The 17044-nt window shown below is 55.9% G+C and carries 16 protein-coding genes and 1 other annotated feature; of the genes, 2 read left to right on the top strand and 14 right to left on the bottom strand.

What is annotated here, in order from left to right; all coding sequences use genetic code 11:
- Nucleotides 1-33 precede the first annotated feature (33 nt).
- The gene (ibpB, locus tag G0034_RS00080) at nucleotides 34-462 is read right to left on the bottom strand and encodes a small heat shock chaperone IbpB (RefSeq protein WP_014881915.1); all 429 of its coding nucleotides are present in this window, start codon (nucleotides 460-462) and stop codon (nucleotides 34-36) included.
- Between the two features lie 136 nt (nucleotides 463-598).
- Complete coding sequence (gene ibpA / locus G0034_RS00075; RefSeq protein WP_008500162.1) at nucleotides 599-1009, bottom strand: small heat shock chaperone IbpA; 411 nt, start codon at nucleotides 1007-1009, stop codon at nucleotides 599-601.
- Nucleotides 1003-1074, bottom strand: a sequence feature (ROSE (Repression Of Heat Shock gene Expression) occurs in the 5'-region of heat shock genes and acts as an RNA thermometer to modulate expression.). Its footprint overlaps the gene before it by 7 nt.
- A 250-nt stretch (nucleotides 1075-1324) precedes the next feature.
- On the opposite strand from ibpA, the gene G0034_RS00070 reads away from it, so the two are divergent.
- Complete coding sequence (locus G0034_RS00070) at nucleotides 1325-1657, top strand: YceK/YidQ family lipoprotein (RefSeq protein WP_014881914.1); 333 nt, start codon at nucleotides 1325-1327, stop codon at nucleotides 1655-1657.
- On the opposite strand, the gene G0034_RS00065 is transcribed toward G0034_RS00070, so the two are convergent.
- The 8 genes from G0034_RS00065 to G0034_RS00030 form a co-directional block, all read right to left on the bottom strand.
- Nucleotides 1654-2883, bottom strand: a complete 1230-nt coding sequence (locus G0034_RS00065; RefSeq protein ID WP_197061803.1) for a YidR family protein — start codon at nucleotides 2881-2883, stop codon at nucleotides 1654-1656. The two genes, G0034_RS00070 and G0034_RS00065, sit on opposite strands and share 4 nt — an antisense overlap.
- Before the next feature lie 51 nt (nucleotides 2884-2934).
- Complete coding sequence (locus G0034_RS00060) at nucleotides 2935-4272, bottom strand: MFS transporter (protein ID WP_045269315.1); 1338 nt, start codon at nucleotides 4270-4272, stop codon at nucleotides 2935-2937.
- A gap of 178 nt (nucleotides 4273-4450) precedes the next feature.
- Entirely contained in the window at nucleotides 4451-5599 is a 1149-nt protein-coding gene (dgoD, locus tag G0034_RS00055) for a galactonate dehydratase (RefSeq protein WP_179120396.1), read from the bottom strand.
- On the bottom strand, nucleotides 5596-6213 hold the full coding sequence (locus G0034_RS00050) for a 2-dehydro-3-deoxy-6-phosphogalactonate aldolase (RefSeq protein WP_032635239.1): 618 nt from the start codon (nucleotides 6211-6213) through the stop codon (nucleotides 5596-5598). Before G0034_RS00050 ends, dgoD begins: the two co-directional genes overlap by 4 nt.
- Complete coding sequence (locus tag G0034_RS00045) at nucleotides 6197-7075, bottom strand: 2-dehydro-3-deoxygalactonokinase (protein ID WP_176260966.1); 879 nt, start codon at nucleotides 7073-7075, stop codon at nucleotides 6197-6199. The genes G0034_RS00050 and G0034_RS00045 overlap by 17 nt, the downstream gene beginning before the upstream one ends.
- Nucleotides 7072-7761 (bottom strand): D-galactonate utilization transcriptional regulator DgoR, encoded by a 690-nt coding sequence (gene dgoR / locus G0034_RS00040; protein WP_003861109.1) that lies wholly within the window; start codon nucleotides 7759-7761, stop codon nucleotides 7072-7074. The genes G0034_RS00045 and dgoR overlap by 4 nt, the downstream gene beginning before the upstream one ends.
- 226 nt (nucleotides 7762-7987) lie before the next feature.
- A complete protein-coding gene (gene yidA, locus G0034_RS00035; RefSeq protein WP_014881907.1) occupies nucleotides 7988-8800 on the bottom strand; it encodes a sugar-phosphatase in 813 nt (270 codons plus the stop codon).
- A 115-nt stretch (nucleotides 8801-8915) separates the two neighbouring features.
- Entirely contained in the window at nucleotides 8916-9941 is a 1026-nt protein-coding gene (locus G0034_RS00030; protein WP_179120395.1) for a zinc-dependent alcohol dehydrogenase family protein, read from the bottom strand.
- A 109-nt stretch (nucleotides 9942-10050) separates the two neighbouring features.
- Here G0034_RS00030 and G0034_RS00025 point away from each other — a divergent pair, with 109 nt between their 5' ends.
- Nucleotides 10051-10986 carry a LysR family transcriptional regulator gene (locus G0034_RS00025; RefSeq protein ID WP_023331666.1) on the top strand — a complete coding sequence of 312 codons (936 nt, stop codon included), beginning with the start codon at nucleotides 10051-10053 and terminating at the stop codon, nucleotides 10984-10986.
- A 33-nt stretch (nucleotides 10987-11019) separates the two neighbouring features.
- Here the strand turns inward: G0034_RS00025 and gyrB are convergent, their stop codons facing one another.
- From gyrB to dnaA, 4 genes are read right to left on the bottom strand one after another with little or no spacing between them, the layout of a single operon-like run.
- Nucleotides 11020-13431, bottom strand: a complete 2412-nt coding sequence (gene gyrB, locus G0034_RS00020; protein ID WP_014881904.1) for a DNA topoisomerase (ATP-hydrolyzing) subunit B — start codon at nucleotides 13429-13431, stop codon at nucleotides 11020-11022.
- A gap of 28 nt (nucleotides 13432-13459) precedes the next feature.
- Nucleotides 13460-14533 (bottom strand): DNA replication/repair protein RecF, encoded by a 1074-nt coding sequence (gene recF, locus G0034_RS00015; protein WP_014881903.1) that lies wholly within the window; start codon nucleotides 14531-14533, stop codon nucleotides 13460-13462.
- Nucleotides 14533-15633 (bottom strand): DNA polymerase III subunit beta, encoded by a 1101-nt coding sequence (gene dnaN / locus G0034_RS00010; RefSeq protein ID WP_179120394.1) that lies wholly within the window; start codon nucleotides 15631-15633, stop codon nucleotides 14533-14535. The genes recF and dnaN overlap by 1 nt, the downstream gene beginning before the upstream one ends.
- A gap of 4 nt (nucleotides 15634-15637) precedes the next feature.
- Nucleotides 15638-17032, bottom strand: coding sequence for a chromosomal replication initiator protein DnaA (dnaA, locus tag G0034_RS00005; protein WP_179120393.1), 1395 nt, complete (start codon nucleotides 17030-17032; stop codon nucleotides 15638-15640).
- Nucleotides 17033-17044 lie beyond the last annotated feature (12 nt).

Raw genomic sequence — 17044 nt, 5'->3', positions numbered from 1 at the left:
CGCCTTACCCGACCTACAGGTTCGGCGGGCTTGTTAACTGTTCAACGCCGGCCGCTCGCTAATGGCGATACGCTGCGGCGCGATGGCTTCCGGCACGTTACGGGTCAGATCGATATGCAGTAGCCCGTTGGTAAAGGTCGCACCGGACACGTCCATATGGTCTGCCAGGGTAAAGCTCAGGCTAAACGGCTGATTAACCAGCCCCTGATGCAGCCATTGAGTCTCGGTCTCCTGTTTTTCCGGCGTCCCTTTCACGGTCAGACGGGTACCTTCAAGCTGGATGTCCAGATCCTCCTGGCGGAAACCGGCCAGCGCAAGGGTGATGCGATAGTGGTTATCGTCACTTTTTTCAATGTTATACGGCGGAAACGTCTGGTGCTCAGTCGTGCTTTGCAGGGCGTTAGCCAGTTTGTCAAAACCAATCCACTGACGCAGCAGAGGGGATAAATCATAGTTACGCATACTAAATCTCCTTCTAAGAAGCGAGTTCGGCACAGTTTAATTTTGTGCGCAGTTGTTCCTGCAAATCCTGATGGATTCGCATATGCTCCCGTTACGGCAAGCAAGTCTGTGTGGGCCGCGCTTGCGACCCCCGTGATTAGTTAATTTCGATACGGCGCGGTTTTTTCTCTTCCGGAATCACGCGTTCCAGTTCGATAAACAGCAGGCCGTTAACCAGGTTCGCGCCCTTGACGTGAATGTTCTCGGCTAACTGGAACTTGCGTTCAAAGTTACGCTCGGCGATGCCCTGGTAGAGGTAGGTACGTTCTTTCTGCTCGGCCGTATGGGAACCTTTCACCACCAGCAGGTTGTCCTGCGCGGTGATCTCCAGTTCGTTTTCTGCAAAACCGGCAACGGCAATCGCGATGCGGTAGTGGTTTTCGTCAACCAGCTCGACATTGTATGGAGGGTAGCCATTGCTCTGGCTTTGGTTATTTTCTAAATGGTTAAACAGGCGGTCAAAACCAATTGCAGAACGGTATAGCGGAGAAAGATCGAAGTTACGCATAAATAAAACTCCTGAAATCAGCGAGAAATTATAGCCTTCCACCATGGACAGGCCTTTGTGCCCCCGAACGCCCATCAGGCGCGTTCGTTATCGGGTCACATTCTTAAAATGGGTCTGGAACCGGGCTTTTCAAGACTATTTATGTGAGATTTTTTTGCACTTTGCTGGTTGTCGCATAGACTCTGGGACAACAGCACAAAGGGTTAAATTGCGATGACTGCCACAGTGCGGGATTATCGAGCTATCCATTTCGGATAAGGCTCGCTATAACCCTGAGTTGCAGGTCTATGCAGTAACATTAACGATGACTGAGTGATGATGAAAAATGTTCTGATAAAGCTGACGACGTTCAGCGGGGTAGTTTTACTTTGCGGGTGTTCGAGCGTGATGTCTCACACCGGCGGTAAAGAAGGAACATATCCGGGGACGCGCGCCAGCGCGGCGATGATCTCCGATGACGATACCAACTGGGGCACCAAATCCCTGGTTATCCTGGATATGCCGTTTACGGCAGTAGCGGATACGCTTCTGCTGCCGTGGGATGTATTCCGTAAGGATGACTCCGTGCGTTCACGGGTAGAGAAAAGCGAGCAGGAAAACCTGGCGACCAACGCCGTCATTCCGCCCGCCGAGATGCCTCCGCGCTAGTTCTGTGCGGTTTCCGTTATCCAAAGCTGACGGAAACCGCCCGTCTCTTCCATCCATGCAATAACGCGCCCGTTCGGAGAAAATACGACGGCATCTGCAGAAGGTGGATTGCCGTGTTCGGACGTCAAAAACGTCACCTCTCCGGTCTGTGCGTCGCAGCACGCAATCCGATTTTCGAGCACAAATCCCAGCATCTTCCCGGACGGGTGCCAGTTGAACGCAGACTGGATATCGCGCTCAGCGTGGGTGAGCTGGCGCGGCTCGCCGCCCTCAGGCGAGATCAGCCACAGCTGCACAACGCCGTTATCATCACGCATCAGAAACGCGATTTGTGTCGCCTGCGGGTTACTGCGCACCCAGTGGCGCGGCACGTTCACCAGACCCGGATAGCGGTTGTGGTGCGTGAAGGTTAACCGACGCTGCATCACGCCCGCTGGCGGCGCAGGCAGCATTTCTGGCGTTCCCTGCAGCGGCGCATCACCCGCACGTTTCCAGCCCTGTTCATCTACTGGCAGGTTAACAATGAACAGTTCAGGCACTTTTTCGCCCTGTGCTGAGAGGGTATCGCCGATAAACGCCAGCCTGTCGTTGCCCACCCAGCCCTCTTCGTAGGCGCGATTGATTTCGTCGCTGCCCGGTTGTGGGTTAGGCGTCGTGCGGCTGACCAGCACGCTCCAGAAGGTTCCCGGATATTCACGCGGATGGTTCCCCTGTGGATTCACCGGGCCGAAAGGCGCCGCCACGCCAACGTTGCGTAAATCGAGCTTCGGATCGCGCATATGCATGACATGGTCGTTATAGGTAAAGCTGACCAACTGCCCGTTCGGGCTGAAGACATGTACGTGGCTGCCACCGCGCAGCGCGCCTGGAGTATAGGGTGCGGTGATATCCATCGCATCCAGATTGCTTACCTGACCGTGATGCGCAATCACCCCCTGGCGATGATGAAAATCGTAGCGCCAGTCCGCGTCCGGGTGTTTCGGGCCGTGGATAAAGACGTATTCATCCTGTGCCGGATGAACGGTCACCACGCCAACGTGCGCGCCGTCCGTAGCGCGATAAATCACCTCGACCTCGCCCGTGCCTACGTTAACTCGTTCGATGGTTTCACCGGTGAACGACGCCCCTGACGGACGCACGTCATAGACCAGCCACTGGCTGTCCGGCGTCCAGGTATTGATATTAGTAAGCTGGTGGTTGCGGGAAGCGAAGGTGATTTGTTTCATGAGGATACCCTGATGCGCAGTTATCGCATCAGGGTAAAACATCTGTGTGAATTAGCCTACTCGTTTCACATCACCTACCAGCAGTATGTAAGAAAGCGCGCCAATCAACGCCACGGCGGAGATGTAAACCAGCGCCGGGCCAAAACCGTAATCCTGGGCCAGATAACCAATGACCAGCGGCACGGTAATTCCACCCAGCCCGCCAACGAAGTTGAACACACCGCCGGTCAGACCGATCAGCCGCATCGGTGCCAGGGACGACACCAGCGACCAGGTAATCGATGCGAAACCATTACCAAAGAACGCCACTGCCATCAGGGTCATTATCCACACCGGATCGTTGGTATAGTTGGCACCCATGATGCAGGTGGAGATCAGCAATCCGCAGATAATCGGTGTTTTACGCGCTACCCCCAATGAGAACCCTTTTTTTACCAGCTTATCCGCCAGCCAGCCCGAGAGCAGGACACCGAAGAACGCGGCAAGGAACGGTACGGTGGTCATAAAGCCCGCCTTCAGCGCGGTGATCCCCTTCTCCTGCGTCAGGTAGTTTGGGAACCACGTCAGGAAGAACCACAGCGTGGACGTCACCGCAAATTGCCCCAGGTAAACCCCCACCAGCTTACGGTGGAAGACCAGCTTCCAGTCGGCTTTGGTCAGCGGCTGTCGCGCCTCTTTTTTCACGGGCGCATCACCATCCACCAGGCCGCCGCCGTCGCGGATATAGTCCAGCTCTGCTTTGCTGATGCTTTTGGTCAGGCGCGGCGGCTGATAGACCTTAATCCAGATAAACGACCAGATGATGCCGATCCCACCGGTAACAATAAACACCCAGTGCCAACTCAGCAGTTCCTGGATCCAGATTAACAATGGCGTCAGGAATGCCAGACCAACAAACTGCCCGGAGGTGTAAAAGCCCACCGCGGAGGCACGTTCGTGTTCCGGGAACCAGCTGGTCACCATGCGGTTATTGGTCGGGAACGCGGGTGCTTCAAATATCCCGGTGATGGCACGCAGACCGATCAGCGACATTAGTCCGGTCGCGAAGCCCTGGAACAAGGTCGCCACGGACCAGCCAAAAATAGCGATAAAATAAGTCAGACGTGAACCCACGCGGTCAAGGAACCAGCCGCCCGGGATCTGGCAAAGCGTATAGAGCCAGGCAAACGCCGAGAAGACATAACCCATTTCCGCTTTAGTGATACCAAACTCTTCCTGAATATGGGCCGATGCCACGGCAAGGTTGGCGCGGTCAACATAACAAATGACCACGGTAATAAAGATCATCAACAGCGTCAGGTAACGGCGACGCCCGGTTTTTGCAGCAGTAACTGGAATATCCATCGCAATCTGTCTCCAGATTTTGGGCATAGCGAAGCCGCTCACCATGCCCTGTAGTTTCAGAGGGTGTAATTATTTTTTTATTTAAAAACGTAGCCAGAATGCGCTAAATAATTCGTGCTGGGGGAAGGCGGCAAGTTTTCGCATCCCCGGGAGCATACAAAAGTATGTAACCGGGGTAAGAAAGCGCAGCCAACGCCTCACCAGCGCGAAGTATGACGCGCATTTACCACTCGGCGACGGAACCGTCTTCATGCCGCCATAACGGGTTACGCCAGTCCGGCGCATGTTTACTCAGCTCAATAACTTTGGCTTCGTCAATTTCAACACCCAGACCCGGTTTCGTTAACGGTTTAAAGAATCCGCCTTCCATGCTGAAGTCTTCTTTGTTTTTCACAAAATCGAGCAGCTCCGCGCCTTTGTTATAGTGAATCCCCATGCTTTGTTCCTGGAGCACGGCATTGCGGGAGACAAAATCGACATGCAGGCAGGCCGCCAGCGCGATTGGTCCGAGCGGACAGTGCGGAGCCAGCGCCACGTCGTAGGCTTCTGCCATGCCGGCAATTTTGTAGCATTCGGTGATACCGCCCGCGTGGGAGAGATCCGGCTGCAGGATCGCAATGCCGCCCGCTTCGAGCACCCGTTTGAATTCAAAGCGTGAGAACATCCGTTCGCCCGCCGCGATAGGAATGTGCGTCTGTTCAGCCAGCTTCGGATAGTATTCGGCCTGCTCGGCCAGCACCGGCTCTTCGATAAACAGCGGGCGATATGGTTCCAGTTCTTTAATGAGCACCTTCGCCATCGGCGCGCTGACACGCCCATGAAAATCCAGACCGAACTCAATCTCGTTGCCGAAGGCTTCACGGATTTGCGCCACGGTATTTACCGCCCGGTCTACCGCGCGCGAGTTGTCGATGACGCCCATCTCTTCGCAGCCGTTGAGCTTGAAGGTGTCAAAACCGATGTTGCGCAGCTGTGTAATGCCGTCGATCACTTCCGCAGGGCGGTCGCCTCCGACCCAGCTATAGGCTTTGATTTTGTCGCGCACCAGGCCACCCATCAGTTGCCAGACCGGGGCGTTCAGCACTTTACCTTTGATATCCCATAGCGCCTGGTCGATACCGGCGATAGCGCTCATGAGAATCGGACCACCGCGGTAGAAACCCGCGCGATACATCACCTGCCAGAGGTCGTTAATGCGTGCCGGATCCTGCCCAATCAGATATTCCCCCAGCTCATGCACTGCAGCTTCAACGGTGCGGGCTCGCCCTTCAATCACCGGCTCGCCCCAGCCCACAACACCTTCGTCGGTTTCGATTTTCAGGAACATCCAGCGCGGGGGTAAACGGTACGTGGTGAGTTTGGTTATTTTCATTTCACTGCCTCTCGATACGCTTTCACAAATGCTGCCGCCTGCTGTGCGGTACGTTCAACGGGCTGTCCGGCGCGATAAAGATCGCTGCCCAGCCCCGCGCCCACACAGCCAGCGCTTATCCACTGGCCCAGGTTTTCTGGCGTAACGCCACCCACGGCAAAGACCGGCACGCTGGCGGGCAATACCGCCTTCAGCGCTTTGATGTAATCCGGACCAAAAGCCGAGGACGGGAAAATTTTCAGCGATTGCGCGCCCGCGTCGAGGGCAGTAAACGCTTCTGTGGCCGTCGCGCATCCCGGACAAACGGTCATGCCGTAACCCACCGCACGGCGGATCACCTCAGGATGGATGTTCGGGGTGACGATGAGCTTGCAGCCCATCTTTGCCAGCTGGTCCACCTGCTCCGGTTGTAAGACGGTCCCCGCGCCAATCAGCGCTTTATCACCAAACGCATCCACCACGGCCGGAATGCTCTTTTCCCATTGTGGGGAGTTGAGCGGAATCTCCACCGCGTCGAACCCGGCGTCTATAACTGCGCCGACGTGCGCTAACGCCTCATCGGGCGTGATACCGCGCAAAATCGCGATAAGGGGAAGGTCAGTTTGCCACTGCATGAGCGATGCTCCTTATTCCTGCCTGAAATGCCGTGTCGCCGGGTACCGTTGAAACGGTAAGCCCAACAGCGCGGAACGCCTGTTCGTAGCGTGACGTTAGCGATGCGCCTGCGACAATCGTGATGGCCTGCTCGTGCGCGATGAAGTCACGCATGCTGGCGACCTCAGCGCCAATCAGCAGGCCCGAGAGAAATTCACTGACCTGCTCGCGCGGGAGATCGCCCAGCACGTGCGAGGCGCGAACCTCAAAAAGTTGCGGCAAAACGACAGGACAGGCGATCCCACGCGCCAGACCAGCAGCAAACGCCTCTGGCGAGGATTTTTGCTCCGGCAAACCCGCCCCCACCAGCGAATGGTTGAGCAGCAAATGATGCAGCTCGCCGGTCATCACGGTGCGAAAGTCGTGGATTTGCTCAGCATCCGCCAGGACCCACTTGCAGTGCGTTCCGGGCATAATGTAGACAGAAGAAGGAGATAGCGTGCGCGCGCCAAGGAGCTGCGTCTCTTCGCCGCGCATCACGTTGTGGTTATCGTCGCGAGAAACGCACAAACCGGGAATAATCCAGATATTGTCGCCTACGGACGTTAAACGATCGCCAATAGCAGAGAAATGGGCGGGAACAGGCAAATAAGGCGCGGTTTTCCAGCCTACGTTACTGCCTACCATACCCGCCATGACTACCGGCGTGGCGCTATCGCGCCAGTTTTGCGTCACTTCTGCTAACACCGCCTCAGGGGATTTACCGTTCAGGCGCGTTACGCCTGCTTCTGATTGCCTGCTCTCCAGGCACTGCTCGTCCTGGTACAGCCAGGCGCGCAGATTGGTCGAACCCCAGTCAATTGCGATGTAGCGAGATGTCATGTGATTTCCTTCAACCTTCGTGTCGAGCTGGCAATCATGGTAAGTGCCGCCTGCTCTGCCGCATCGCCATCCTGATGCCGTATCGCATCAAACAGCGCTTTATGTTCCTGGAGCGTTTTTGGCATGTTGGCCTCATCGCCCATCCAGGTACGTTCAAATACTGCTCGCTGTAGCGAGCTGATCGCCACGCTAAGCTGCTGTAATACCGGGTTATGTACCGACTGCAACACCGCTTCGTGATAGCGAATATCAGCCTCATTGAACGCTTCCCGGTTCTGGTTATTGGCAATCATGTCGTTTAAAGCCGACTCGATTTGTGCCAGGTCGCCAGACGTTGCCCGTTCCGCTGCCCAACGTGCGATTGCCGGTTCCACCAGATTTCGGACTTCACTCATCGCGCCGATAAGCCGCGGGTCGTAATCGTTTTCCAGTACCCACTGCAATACGTCGGTATCGAGGTAGTTCCACTGGTTGCGCGGGGCAACAAACGCGCCGCGATACCGTTTCATTTCAATCAGACGCTTCGCCATCAGCGAGCGGAACACTTCCCGGATGATGTTGCGCGAAGTTTCAAATTCCTCACACAGTTCAGCCTCTGCTGGCAGTGGCGAACCGGGAACGTATTTCCCCCCGACAATCTGGGTGCCCAGCGTAATGACGATGCGATCGGTTTTATTGAGAGTCATGGAGAGTCCTTGTGCTCTTTGTGTACATGACTACTTTACCGCGACCGCCGAATTTCACCTCACTTTTGCAGTACAAACGTGAGGGCGTTCGTCTTTGCCATGGCTGTAATGTAGTACAATCATTCAATGTTGTACTACAATCAAGATCACAAAAAGAACAATTCAATAAATTCAGCGCAAAAAAAAGCCCCGGTTGATAACCGAGGCCGATGAATGCAAACAGGCGTTACTGCAGCACAAACTTCTCGATGGCGTACGCCACACCGTCTTCCAGATTGGATTTGGTGACGAAGTTAGCCACGTCTTTCACCGACGGGATCGCGTTATCCATCGCGACGCCCATCCCCGCAAATTCAATCATCGCGATGTCGTTTTCCTGGTCGCCCAGCGCCATGATTTCCTCAGGTTTAATACCCAGCGCGTCAGCCAGTGATTTTACGCCCGTGCCTTTATTGACGCGTTTATCGAGGATTTCGAGGAAGTACGGCGCACTTTTCAACACGGTGTACTTCTCTTTGACCTCTGCCGGAATACGCGCGATGGCTTTATCCAGGATCTCCGGCTCGTCGATCATCATCACTTTCAGGAACTGCGTCGCCGGGTCCATTTTCTCGGCTTCACAGAAGACCAGCGGAATGGTCGCAACGTAAGATTCATGTACCGTGTAGTAGCTGATATCGCGGTTGGCGGTGTAGAGCGTATTGCGATCGAGCGCGTGGAAGTGAGAGCCCACTTCACGGGAAAGTTTTTCCAGGAACAGATAGTCGTCGTAGCTCAGTGCCGTTTGCGCAACCGTGCTGCCATCTGCGGCTTTCTGCACCAGCGCGCCGTTATAGGTGATGCAGTAATCGCCCGGCTGGTTCATGTGCAGCTCTTTCAGGTAACTGTGCACGCCCGCATACGGACGCCCGGTGGTCAGTACCACATTCACGCCCTTCGCGCGTGCGGCAGCGATCGCGTTTTTAACGGCAGGAGAGATAGTGTGGTCTGGCAGCAGCAGCGTGCCATCCATGTCGATTGCAATGAGTTTGATAGCCATGAGTTCCCCGGGATAAATGAGTGCTGTCTCATGCTAACGCGATTAAGCACACAAAAATAGAGCTACATTGCGCAACAGAAGTGCCCCTTTTACCCGCATCCCGGGGAATAATGCCTTACTCGCGGGTCAGGACAATTTTGCCAAACGCACCGCGATCCAGGTGTTTAAGCGCCTGTTCGAGTTCATCAAAGCGGTAGCGATGCTCGATCACAGGTTTCAGTCCCGTCACATCCACAGCGCGGACGAAATCTTCCAGCGCCCGGCGGTGCCCGACGCCAATCCCCTGAATGACCGGAGATTTCAGCAACAGTTCGCCAGCGGACAGCGAAATCTCACTTCCGGCCAGCACGCCAATAACAGAAATACGCCCGTGAACGGCAACGGCGCGCAGGGAATGCTTCAGGTTCTCTCCCCCCACGGTTTCGATAATATGGTCGATGCCGCGATCCTGCGTGAGCGCCAGGGTATTTTCAGCCCAGTCGCCTTTCAGCCGGTTGATGACCTGGCTGGCGCCCAGTTTTTTGGCCAGCGCCAGTTTTTCATCGCTCCCCGAGGTGACAAACACCTCTGCGCCGTGCGCTTTTGCGATCTGCAGGGCGAATATCGCCACGCCGCCCGTCCCCTGCACCAGTACCGATTGCCCGGCACGTAACTGACCGCGCTCCACCAGCGCGAACCAGGCGGTAAGCCCTGCGCAGGGCAGCGTGCTGGCTTCTGCATCGTCCAGAGTGTCCGGGGCGGCCACCAGCGCGTCTTCCTTCACAATCACATACTCGGCCAGCATTCCCTGGAAATAGCCGCCGGAGGTTTTATAGGGCAAATTGCGCGCGTCCGCCTGTGGCCTGCCGTCGATCCACTCCGGGAAGAAAGTGGAAATGACGCGAGCGCCGGGTTTGAAACGTGTTACGCCTTCGCCCGTGCTGTCCACCACGCCCGCCATGTCAGACGCAGGGGTAAACGGGAAGGCAAGCGGAATCGGCATCGTGCCTTCAATAACCATTTTATCGCGATAGTTAAGTGCAACGGCATTTACCCGTACGCGCACTTCACCCGGGCCAGGCGTTTGAACAGGTTCCTGAATGAGTCTGAGGTTCTCGCGCCCGAGGGCATTCATGGACCAGCGTTGCATTGTCTCTGTCATAATTTACTCCTGCCATCTATTAAGCTTCAGTTCTGACAGTCTACCGTTGACTTAATCTCTCCAGTGGCGATAAGTTTTCTCTTTATTGACGCCACAAAAGATACAATTCATGAGCGATACGCTGAAGGATATCCCTGTTTTTGTCGCCGCCGTGGAGGCGGGAAGTTTTGCTCAGGCCGCCATGCGTCTGCATTTGTCACGCTCGGCGGTAGGAAAAAGCATCGCTCGCCTTGAACAGCGTCTTGGCGTTCGTCTGTTTCAGCGCACCACCCGTAGCCTGAAGCTGACCGATAACGGCGCACTTTTTTATGAACGCTGCCTGCGCGCGCTGGAGGAGATTCGGGGCGCAGAATCGTTGCTTGAGTCCGGGAAACAGCAGATCCGTGGCCGCCTGCGCGTCGCCATGCCGGTTCTGTTTGGCCGTCAGTGCGTTGCCCCTTTGCTGATAGAACTGGCGCAGGAGCACCCCGGTCTTGAACTGGAAATGTCTTTCAGCGACCGCGTGGTGGATCTCGTGGAGGAAGGATTCGATATGGCGGTACGTAACGGCACGCTGCAGGACAGTAGCATGCTGGTCGCCAGAAGGCTGGGGGAGCACCGGATGGTGCTGTGCGCCGCGCCGGATTACCTGCTGGAGAGGGGTCAGCCACAAAGCGTTGCGGATTTAGCACACCATGCAGCCATTAACTATCTGCGCGCAGGCAGAGTCTTGCCCTGGGAACTGATGGATAACGAAGGGACGTCGCACACCTTTACTCCCCGCTCCTCACTCAACATGGACGACTTGCAGGCTATCTGCGATGCGGCGCTGGCCGGACACGGCATTGCGTGGCTGCCCTGCTGGATGGCCAGCAGAGAAATTCATCAGGGAAAACTCATCCCGCTGTTAAAGCAGGCACCGGAAGTGCGCTTCGACGTTCATGCAGTCTGGCAAAAGACGCCACATCTGCCACTGAGAGTCAGAATTGCCGTCGATATGCTCGCCAGCCGTTTACCGTCAGTGCTGTCGCTGGATTTGTCTGCGCCCATAAAAAAGCCGCGCTAAATGCGCGGCCTCAGTAAAGCAATCTCACTACGATTAAATATCGATATTCGCCGCTTTCAGCGCGTTCTCTTCGATGAAGGCACGGCGTGGTTCAACCGCATCGCCCATCAACGTCGTGAACAGCTGGTCGGCTGCAATCGCATCTTTCACGGTGACGCGCAGCATACGACGGCTTTCTGGATCCATGGTGGTTTCCCACAGCTGATCCGGGTTCATTTCACCCAGACCTTTATAACGCTGGATAGAAAGACCGCGACGGGACTCTTTCACCAGCCAGTCCAGCGCCTGCTCGAAGCTGGCTACCGGCTGACGGCGTTCACCACGTTCGATAAACGCATCGTCTTCGATCAGACCGCGCAGCTTCTCGCCGAGGGTGCAGATACGACGATATTCCGGACCGGTCACGAATTCGTGCTCCAGCGGGTAGTCGGTGTCGACGCCGTGGGTGCGCACGCGAACAATCGGCTCGAACTGCTGGGCCGCGTTCTGCTGAACGTCAAATTTCCACTGGCTACCGTGCTGCTCTTTCTCGTTCAGCTCGCTCACCAGGGTGTTCACCCAGCGGGTAACTGCCTGTTCGTCGCTCAGTTCGGCTTCAGTCAGGGTTGGCTGATAGATCAGCTCCTTCAGCAGCGCTTTCGGATAACGACGCTCCATACGACCAATCATTTTCTGAGTGGCGTTGAACTCAGAAACCAGACGCTCCAGCGGCTCGCCGGCCAGTGCAGGGGCATGAGAGTTCGCGTGCAGGGTTGCACCGTCAAGCGCGATCGCGATTTGGTACTGATCCATCGCATCGTCATCTTTAATGTACTGTTCCTGCTTGCCTTTCTTCACTTTGTACAGCGGTGGCTGTGCAATGTAGACGTGGCCACGTTCAACGATTTCCGGCATCTGACGATAGAAGAAGGTCAACAGCAGCGTACGGATGTGCGAGCCGTCGACGTCCGCATCGGTCATGATGATGATGCTGTGATAACGCAGTTTGTCCGGGTTGTACTCGTCACGCCCAATGCCGCAGCCCAGCGCGGTGATAAGCGTCGCTACTTCCTGAGAAGAGAGCATTTTGTCGAAGCGCGCCTTCTCAACGTTGAGGATTTTACCCTTCAACGGCAGGATTGCCTGGTTCTTACGGTTACGGCCCTGCTTCGCAGAACCGCCCGCGGAGTCCCCTTCCACAAGGTACAGTTCAGAGAGCGCCGGGTCGCGTTCCTGGCAGTCAGCCAGCTTGCCTGGCAGACCCGCTAAGTCCAGAGCGCCTTTACGACGGGTCATTTCACGGGCTTTACGCGCAGCTTCACGAGCACGTGCCGCGTCAATAATTTTGCCGACAACGATTTTCGCGTCAGACGGGTTTTCCAGCAGGTATTCGCTAAGCAGTTCGTTCATCTGCTGTTCAACCGCCGATTTCACCTCAGAAGAGACCAGCTTATCTTTGGTCTGTGATGAGAACTTCGGATCCGGCACTTTCACGGAGACAACGGCAATCAAACCTTCACGGGCATCGTCGCCGGTGGCGCTGACTTTCGCTTTTTTGCTGTAGCCTTCTTTGTCCATGTAGGCGTTCAGGGTACGGGTCATCGCCGCGCGGAAGCCCGCCAGGTGCGTACCGCCGTCACGCTGTGGAATGTTGTTGGTGAAGCAGTAGATGTTTTCCTGGAAACCATCGTTCCACTGCAGCGCCACTTCAACGCCGATACCGTCTTTTTCTGTGGAGAAGTAGAAGATATTCGGGTGAATTGGCGTTTTATTCTTGTTCAGATACTCAACGAACGCCTTGATCCCGCCTTCGTAGTGGAAGTGGTCTTCTTTGTTGTCACGCTTGTCGCGCAGACGAATCGACACACCGGAGTTCAGGAACGACAGTTCACGCAGGCGTTTCGCCAGGATGTCATACTCGAATTCGGTGACGTTGGTGAAGGTTTCGAGGCTCGGCCAGAAACGCACCATGGTACCGGTTTTGTCCGTGTCGCCAGTGACGGCCAGCGGTGCCTGCGGCACGCCGTGCGTATAAAGCTGACGGTGAATTTTGCCTTCACGCTGGATAACCAGCTCCAGCTTCTGCGACAGGGCGTTAACCACGGAGACGCCTACGCCGTGCAGGCCGCCGGAAACTTTATAGGAGTTATCGTCAAACTTACCGCCTGCGTGCAGAACGGTCATGATCACTTCCGCAGCAGAGACGCCCTCTTCCGGGTGAATACCGGTTGGGATGCCACGGCCATCATCAGTGACGGAGACGGAGTTGTCCGCATGGATGGTGACCACGATGTCTTTACAGTGACCCGCGAGCGCTTCGTCGATAGCGTTATCTACCACCTCGAATACCATGTGGTGCAGACCGGTGCCGTCATCCGTGTCGCCGATATACATACCCGGGCGCTTACGCACCGCATCCAGCCCTTTCAGGACTTTGATACTGGAGGAGTCATAAGAATTCGACATCAACGTTTCTCGCTCATTTCAACTTGGGTTAATCCGTTATTTTACCCTTTTCCACGGTAAACATCTTCGAATTTTCGTCCGACATGTCCATAACGTGTTCAGCGCTAATCGCGCTGACGAAAACCTGCGACTGCGTGGCTTTTAAGCGGCTGGCAAGCAGCCCGCGCCGCGCGTCGTCAAGTTCCGAGGCAAAATCATCTATCAGGTACAGGCAGCGTCGCCCGCTCTCGCGAGTGAGGAACTCTCCCTGCGCCAGGCGCAGTGCGCACATCAGGAGCTTGAGTTGCCCGCGCGACAATGTGTCTTCCACCGGCGCACCGTCGGCACGAATGCGGAAATCCGCCTTGTGCGGGCCGTGCGCGGTGTAGGTCAGCATGCGGTCGCGCTCGAAGTTTCTCTCTAACACCTCGGCATAATCCGTCTCTTTCTCCCAGCCGCGCTGGAAGGAGAAGGTGAGAGAGAACTCGGGTAAAAACTGTTTGCAGGTGTCGGCCATGTCTTCGGCGATACCTGCGCTGTATTCGGCACGCCAGCGGCTGATCTGTTCCGCGAGAGGGATAAGCTCCAAATCCCACGGGCGCAGCTGGGCGTAACGGGTGACCTGGCGCAACGCGGCGTTACGCTGCTTGAGCAGGCGCTTCAGGTTGCTCCAGGCGTTAAAGAAACCGGCTTCGTTGTGAAAGCATCCCCAGTCGAGGAATGCTCTTCTGTATTTGGGGCCGCCGTTGAGTAAAGTAAACCCCTCGGGCGTAATCAGCTGCATCGGCATGAGCAGCGCCAGCTCCGCCACCTTGTGGCCGTCGGTGCCGTCGATGCGTACCTTGCTGTCGCCCTGCTTGTCTTTGGTCAGGCCAATGGCGGTTTCTCGCTCCGCCCCCTGCAAACGCCCATGCAGAACAAAAGATTCCTGCTCGTGGCGAATGACGCGGCCAATCTGCAAACTGCGAAACGCCCGACCATGGCCGAGCGTATAGATGGCTTCCAGCACGCTGGTTTTGCCACTGCCGTTTGCGCCAACCAGGAAGTTAAAGCCAGGGGAGAGAGCGAGATCCGCGCTTTCGATGTTGCGAAAGTCGCGGATCAACAGACGGGTGAGCGACATTACAGTCTCATTGGCATGACAACATAAGCCGCGCTTTGGCTGACAGCATCTTCAATCTGTACGCTCGATACGGAGTCGGTCAGCAGAATGCGCACGTTCTCGCATTTCAGCGCGTTCAACACGTCCAGCACATAGCTGACGTTGAAGCCGATTTCCATCTCGGTTCCGGCGTAGGTGACGTCCAGAATCTCTTCTGCCTCTTCCTGCTCCGGGTTATTGGCGGTGATTTTGATCTGGTTTTCACTCACGTACAGACGCACGCCGCGGAACTTCTCGTTAGAGAGAATGGCGGCACGGGCAAACGCCTGCTTGAGGCTATCGCAGCCCGCTTCCAGCGTCTTGTCCGGGTTCTTCGGCAATACGCGGCGATAATCCGGGAAACGGCCGTCAACCAGCTTCGAAGTGAAGACAAAATCGCCCACATGCGCGCGGATGTTATTGCTGCCGATCTGCACGCGCAGCGGCGTGTCGCCACCGTCGAGCATACGCATCAGCTCAATCACCCCTTTACGCGGCACGATCACCGAATGGTTTGGCAGCGAGTCGCCAATCGGCATAGAACAGACCGCCAGACGGTGGCCGTCGGTCGCTACGGTACGCAGCTCTTCGCCTTCGGTTTCGAACAGCATGCCGTTTAAGTAGTAACGAACGTCCTGATGCGCCATGGAGAACTGCGTGGCTTCAATCAAACGCTTCATCGTCGCCTGCGGCAGGGTGAATTCAACTTCACTCTGCCAGTCGTCCAGGTTCGGGAAGTCTGCAGCAGGCAGCGTGGAGAGTGAAAAACGGCTGCGGCCAGAGCGCACCAGCATACGATCGCCTTCCAGCTGCACGGCAATTTCAGCGCCTTCCGGCAGCCCACGGCAGATATCAAAGAATTTACGTGCCGGAACCGTGGTCGCGCCCGCGTCGTGCGGCTGCGTCAGCGTAACGCGCGCGATCATTTCCATTTCCAGATCTGTACCGGTCAGCGACAGCGTACCGTCCGCGACCTGAAGCAGCAGGTTTCCGAGAATAGGCAGCGTTGGGCGGCCACCTAATGGGCCACTCACCTGTTGCAGCGGTTTTAATAAATGTTCACGTTCAACGGTAAATTTCATAGCGTCACGATGATAGTGTTCTGATTAAATTGGAGAAATCTTCTTTTATGTCGTGGCTTTCTTCGCGTAACTGCTCAATCTTGCGGCACGCATGCAGCACGGTCGTATGGTCACGGCCACCAAACGCATCGCCGATTTCCGGCAGACTGTGGTTGGTTAACTCCTTTGCCAGCGCCATCGCCATCTGACGCGGACGCGCCACCGAGCGGGAACGACGTTTAGACAGTAAATCAGCCACTTTGATCTTGTAGTACTCGGCCACCGTCTTTTGAATATTGTCGATAGTGACCAGTTTTTCCTGCAATGCCAGCAGATCACGCAGCGCTTCTCGCACAAAATCGATGGTGATCGCACGACCGGTAAAGTTGGCATTGGCGATCACGCGGTTCAGTGCTCCTTCCAGCTCACGCACATTGGAACGAAGACGCTTGGCAATAAAGAACGCCACTTCACCCGGCAGGCGAATGTCGTTCTCATCGGCTTTTTTCATCAGGATCGCGACGCGGGTTTCCAGCTCCGGCGGCTCGATCGCCACGGTCAGGCCCCAGCCGAAGCGGGATTTCAGACGATCTTCAACGCCGTTGATCTCTTTAGGATAACGATCCGAGGTCAGAATGATCTGCTGATTACCTTCCAGCAGGGCGTTGAAGGTGTGGAAAAATTCTTCCTGCGATCGTTCTTTATTGGCAAAGAACTGGATGTCATCGATCAGCAGCGCATCAACGGAACGGTAGTAGCGTTTAAACTCTTCGATCGCATTGTTTTGCAGGGCTTTTACCATGTCCTGAACGAAGCGCTCGGAGTGCATATACACCACTTTCGCATTCGGCTTGCGGGCCATAATGCCGTTACCCACCGCGTGCAGCAGGTGCGTTTTACCCAGACCCGTGCCGCCATACAGGAACAGCGGGTTGTAGGCGCCACCGGGGTTATCAGCAACCTGACGAGCCGCCGCGCGCGCCAGCTGGTTCGACTTACCTTCAACGAAGTTATCGAACGTGTGCTTCACGTTAACGTTGGAGCGGTAAGTTGGCTCTGCCGGTGCAGGCACGTTATCCCAGCCCTGACGAGCAGGTGCAACGCGAGGGGCTGGCGCAGGAGCGGCCTGAGCTGGCGCTGCGACATTCACGGTTTCACGAACGGTTTGGTTGACGGGCCTGGTGCCCACTTCAAAACGCAGCTGCGGGACATCTGACCCGCAGAAATCGTTCAGCAGGCCATTGATGTTATTAAGGTACTTGTCTCTTACCCAATCGAGCACAAAACGGTTTGGCGCATACAAAGCCAGCGTGTTATCGCTCAGCTCCGCCTGCAACGGGCGGATCCACATACTGAATTCTGTGGCTGGTAACTCATCCTGCAATCGGGCAAGACACTGCTGCCAAAGCGAAAGTGACACGGCGGACTCCAC

Source organism: Enterobacter sp. T2 (genome assembly GCF_010692925.1).
GTDB classification, from domain to species: Bacteria; Pseudomonadota; Gammaproteobacteria; order Enterobacterales; family Enterobacteriaceae; genus Enterobacter; species Enterobacter kobei.
This window is presented reverse-complemented; position numbering and strand designations above follow the sequence as displayed.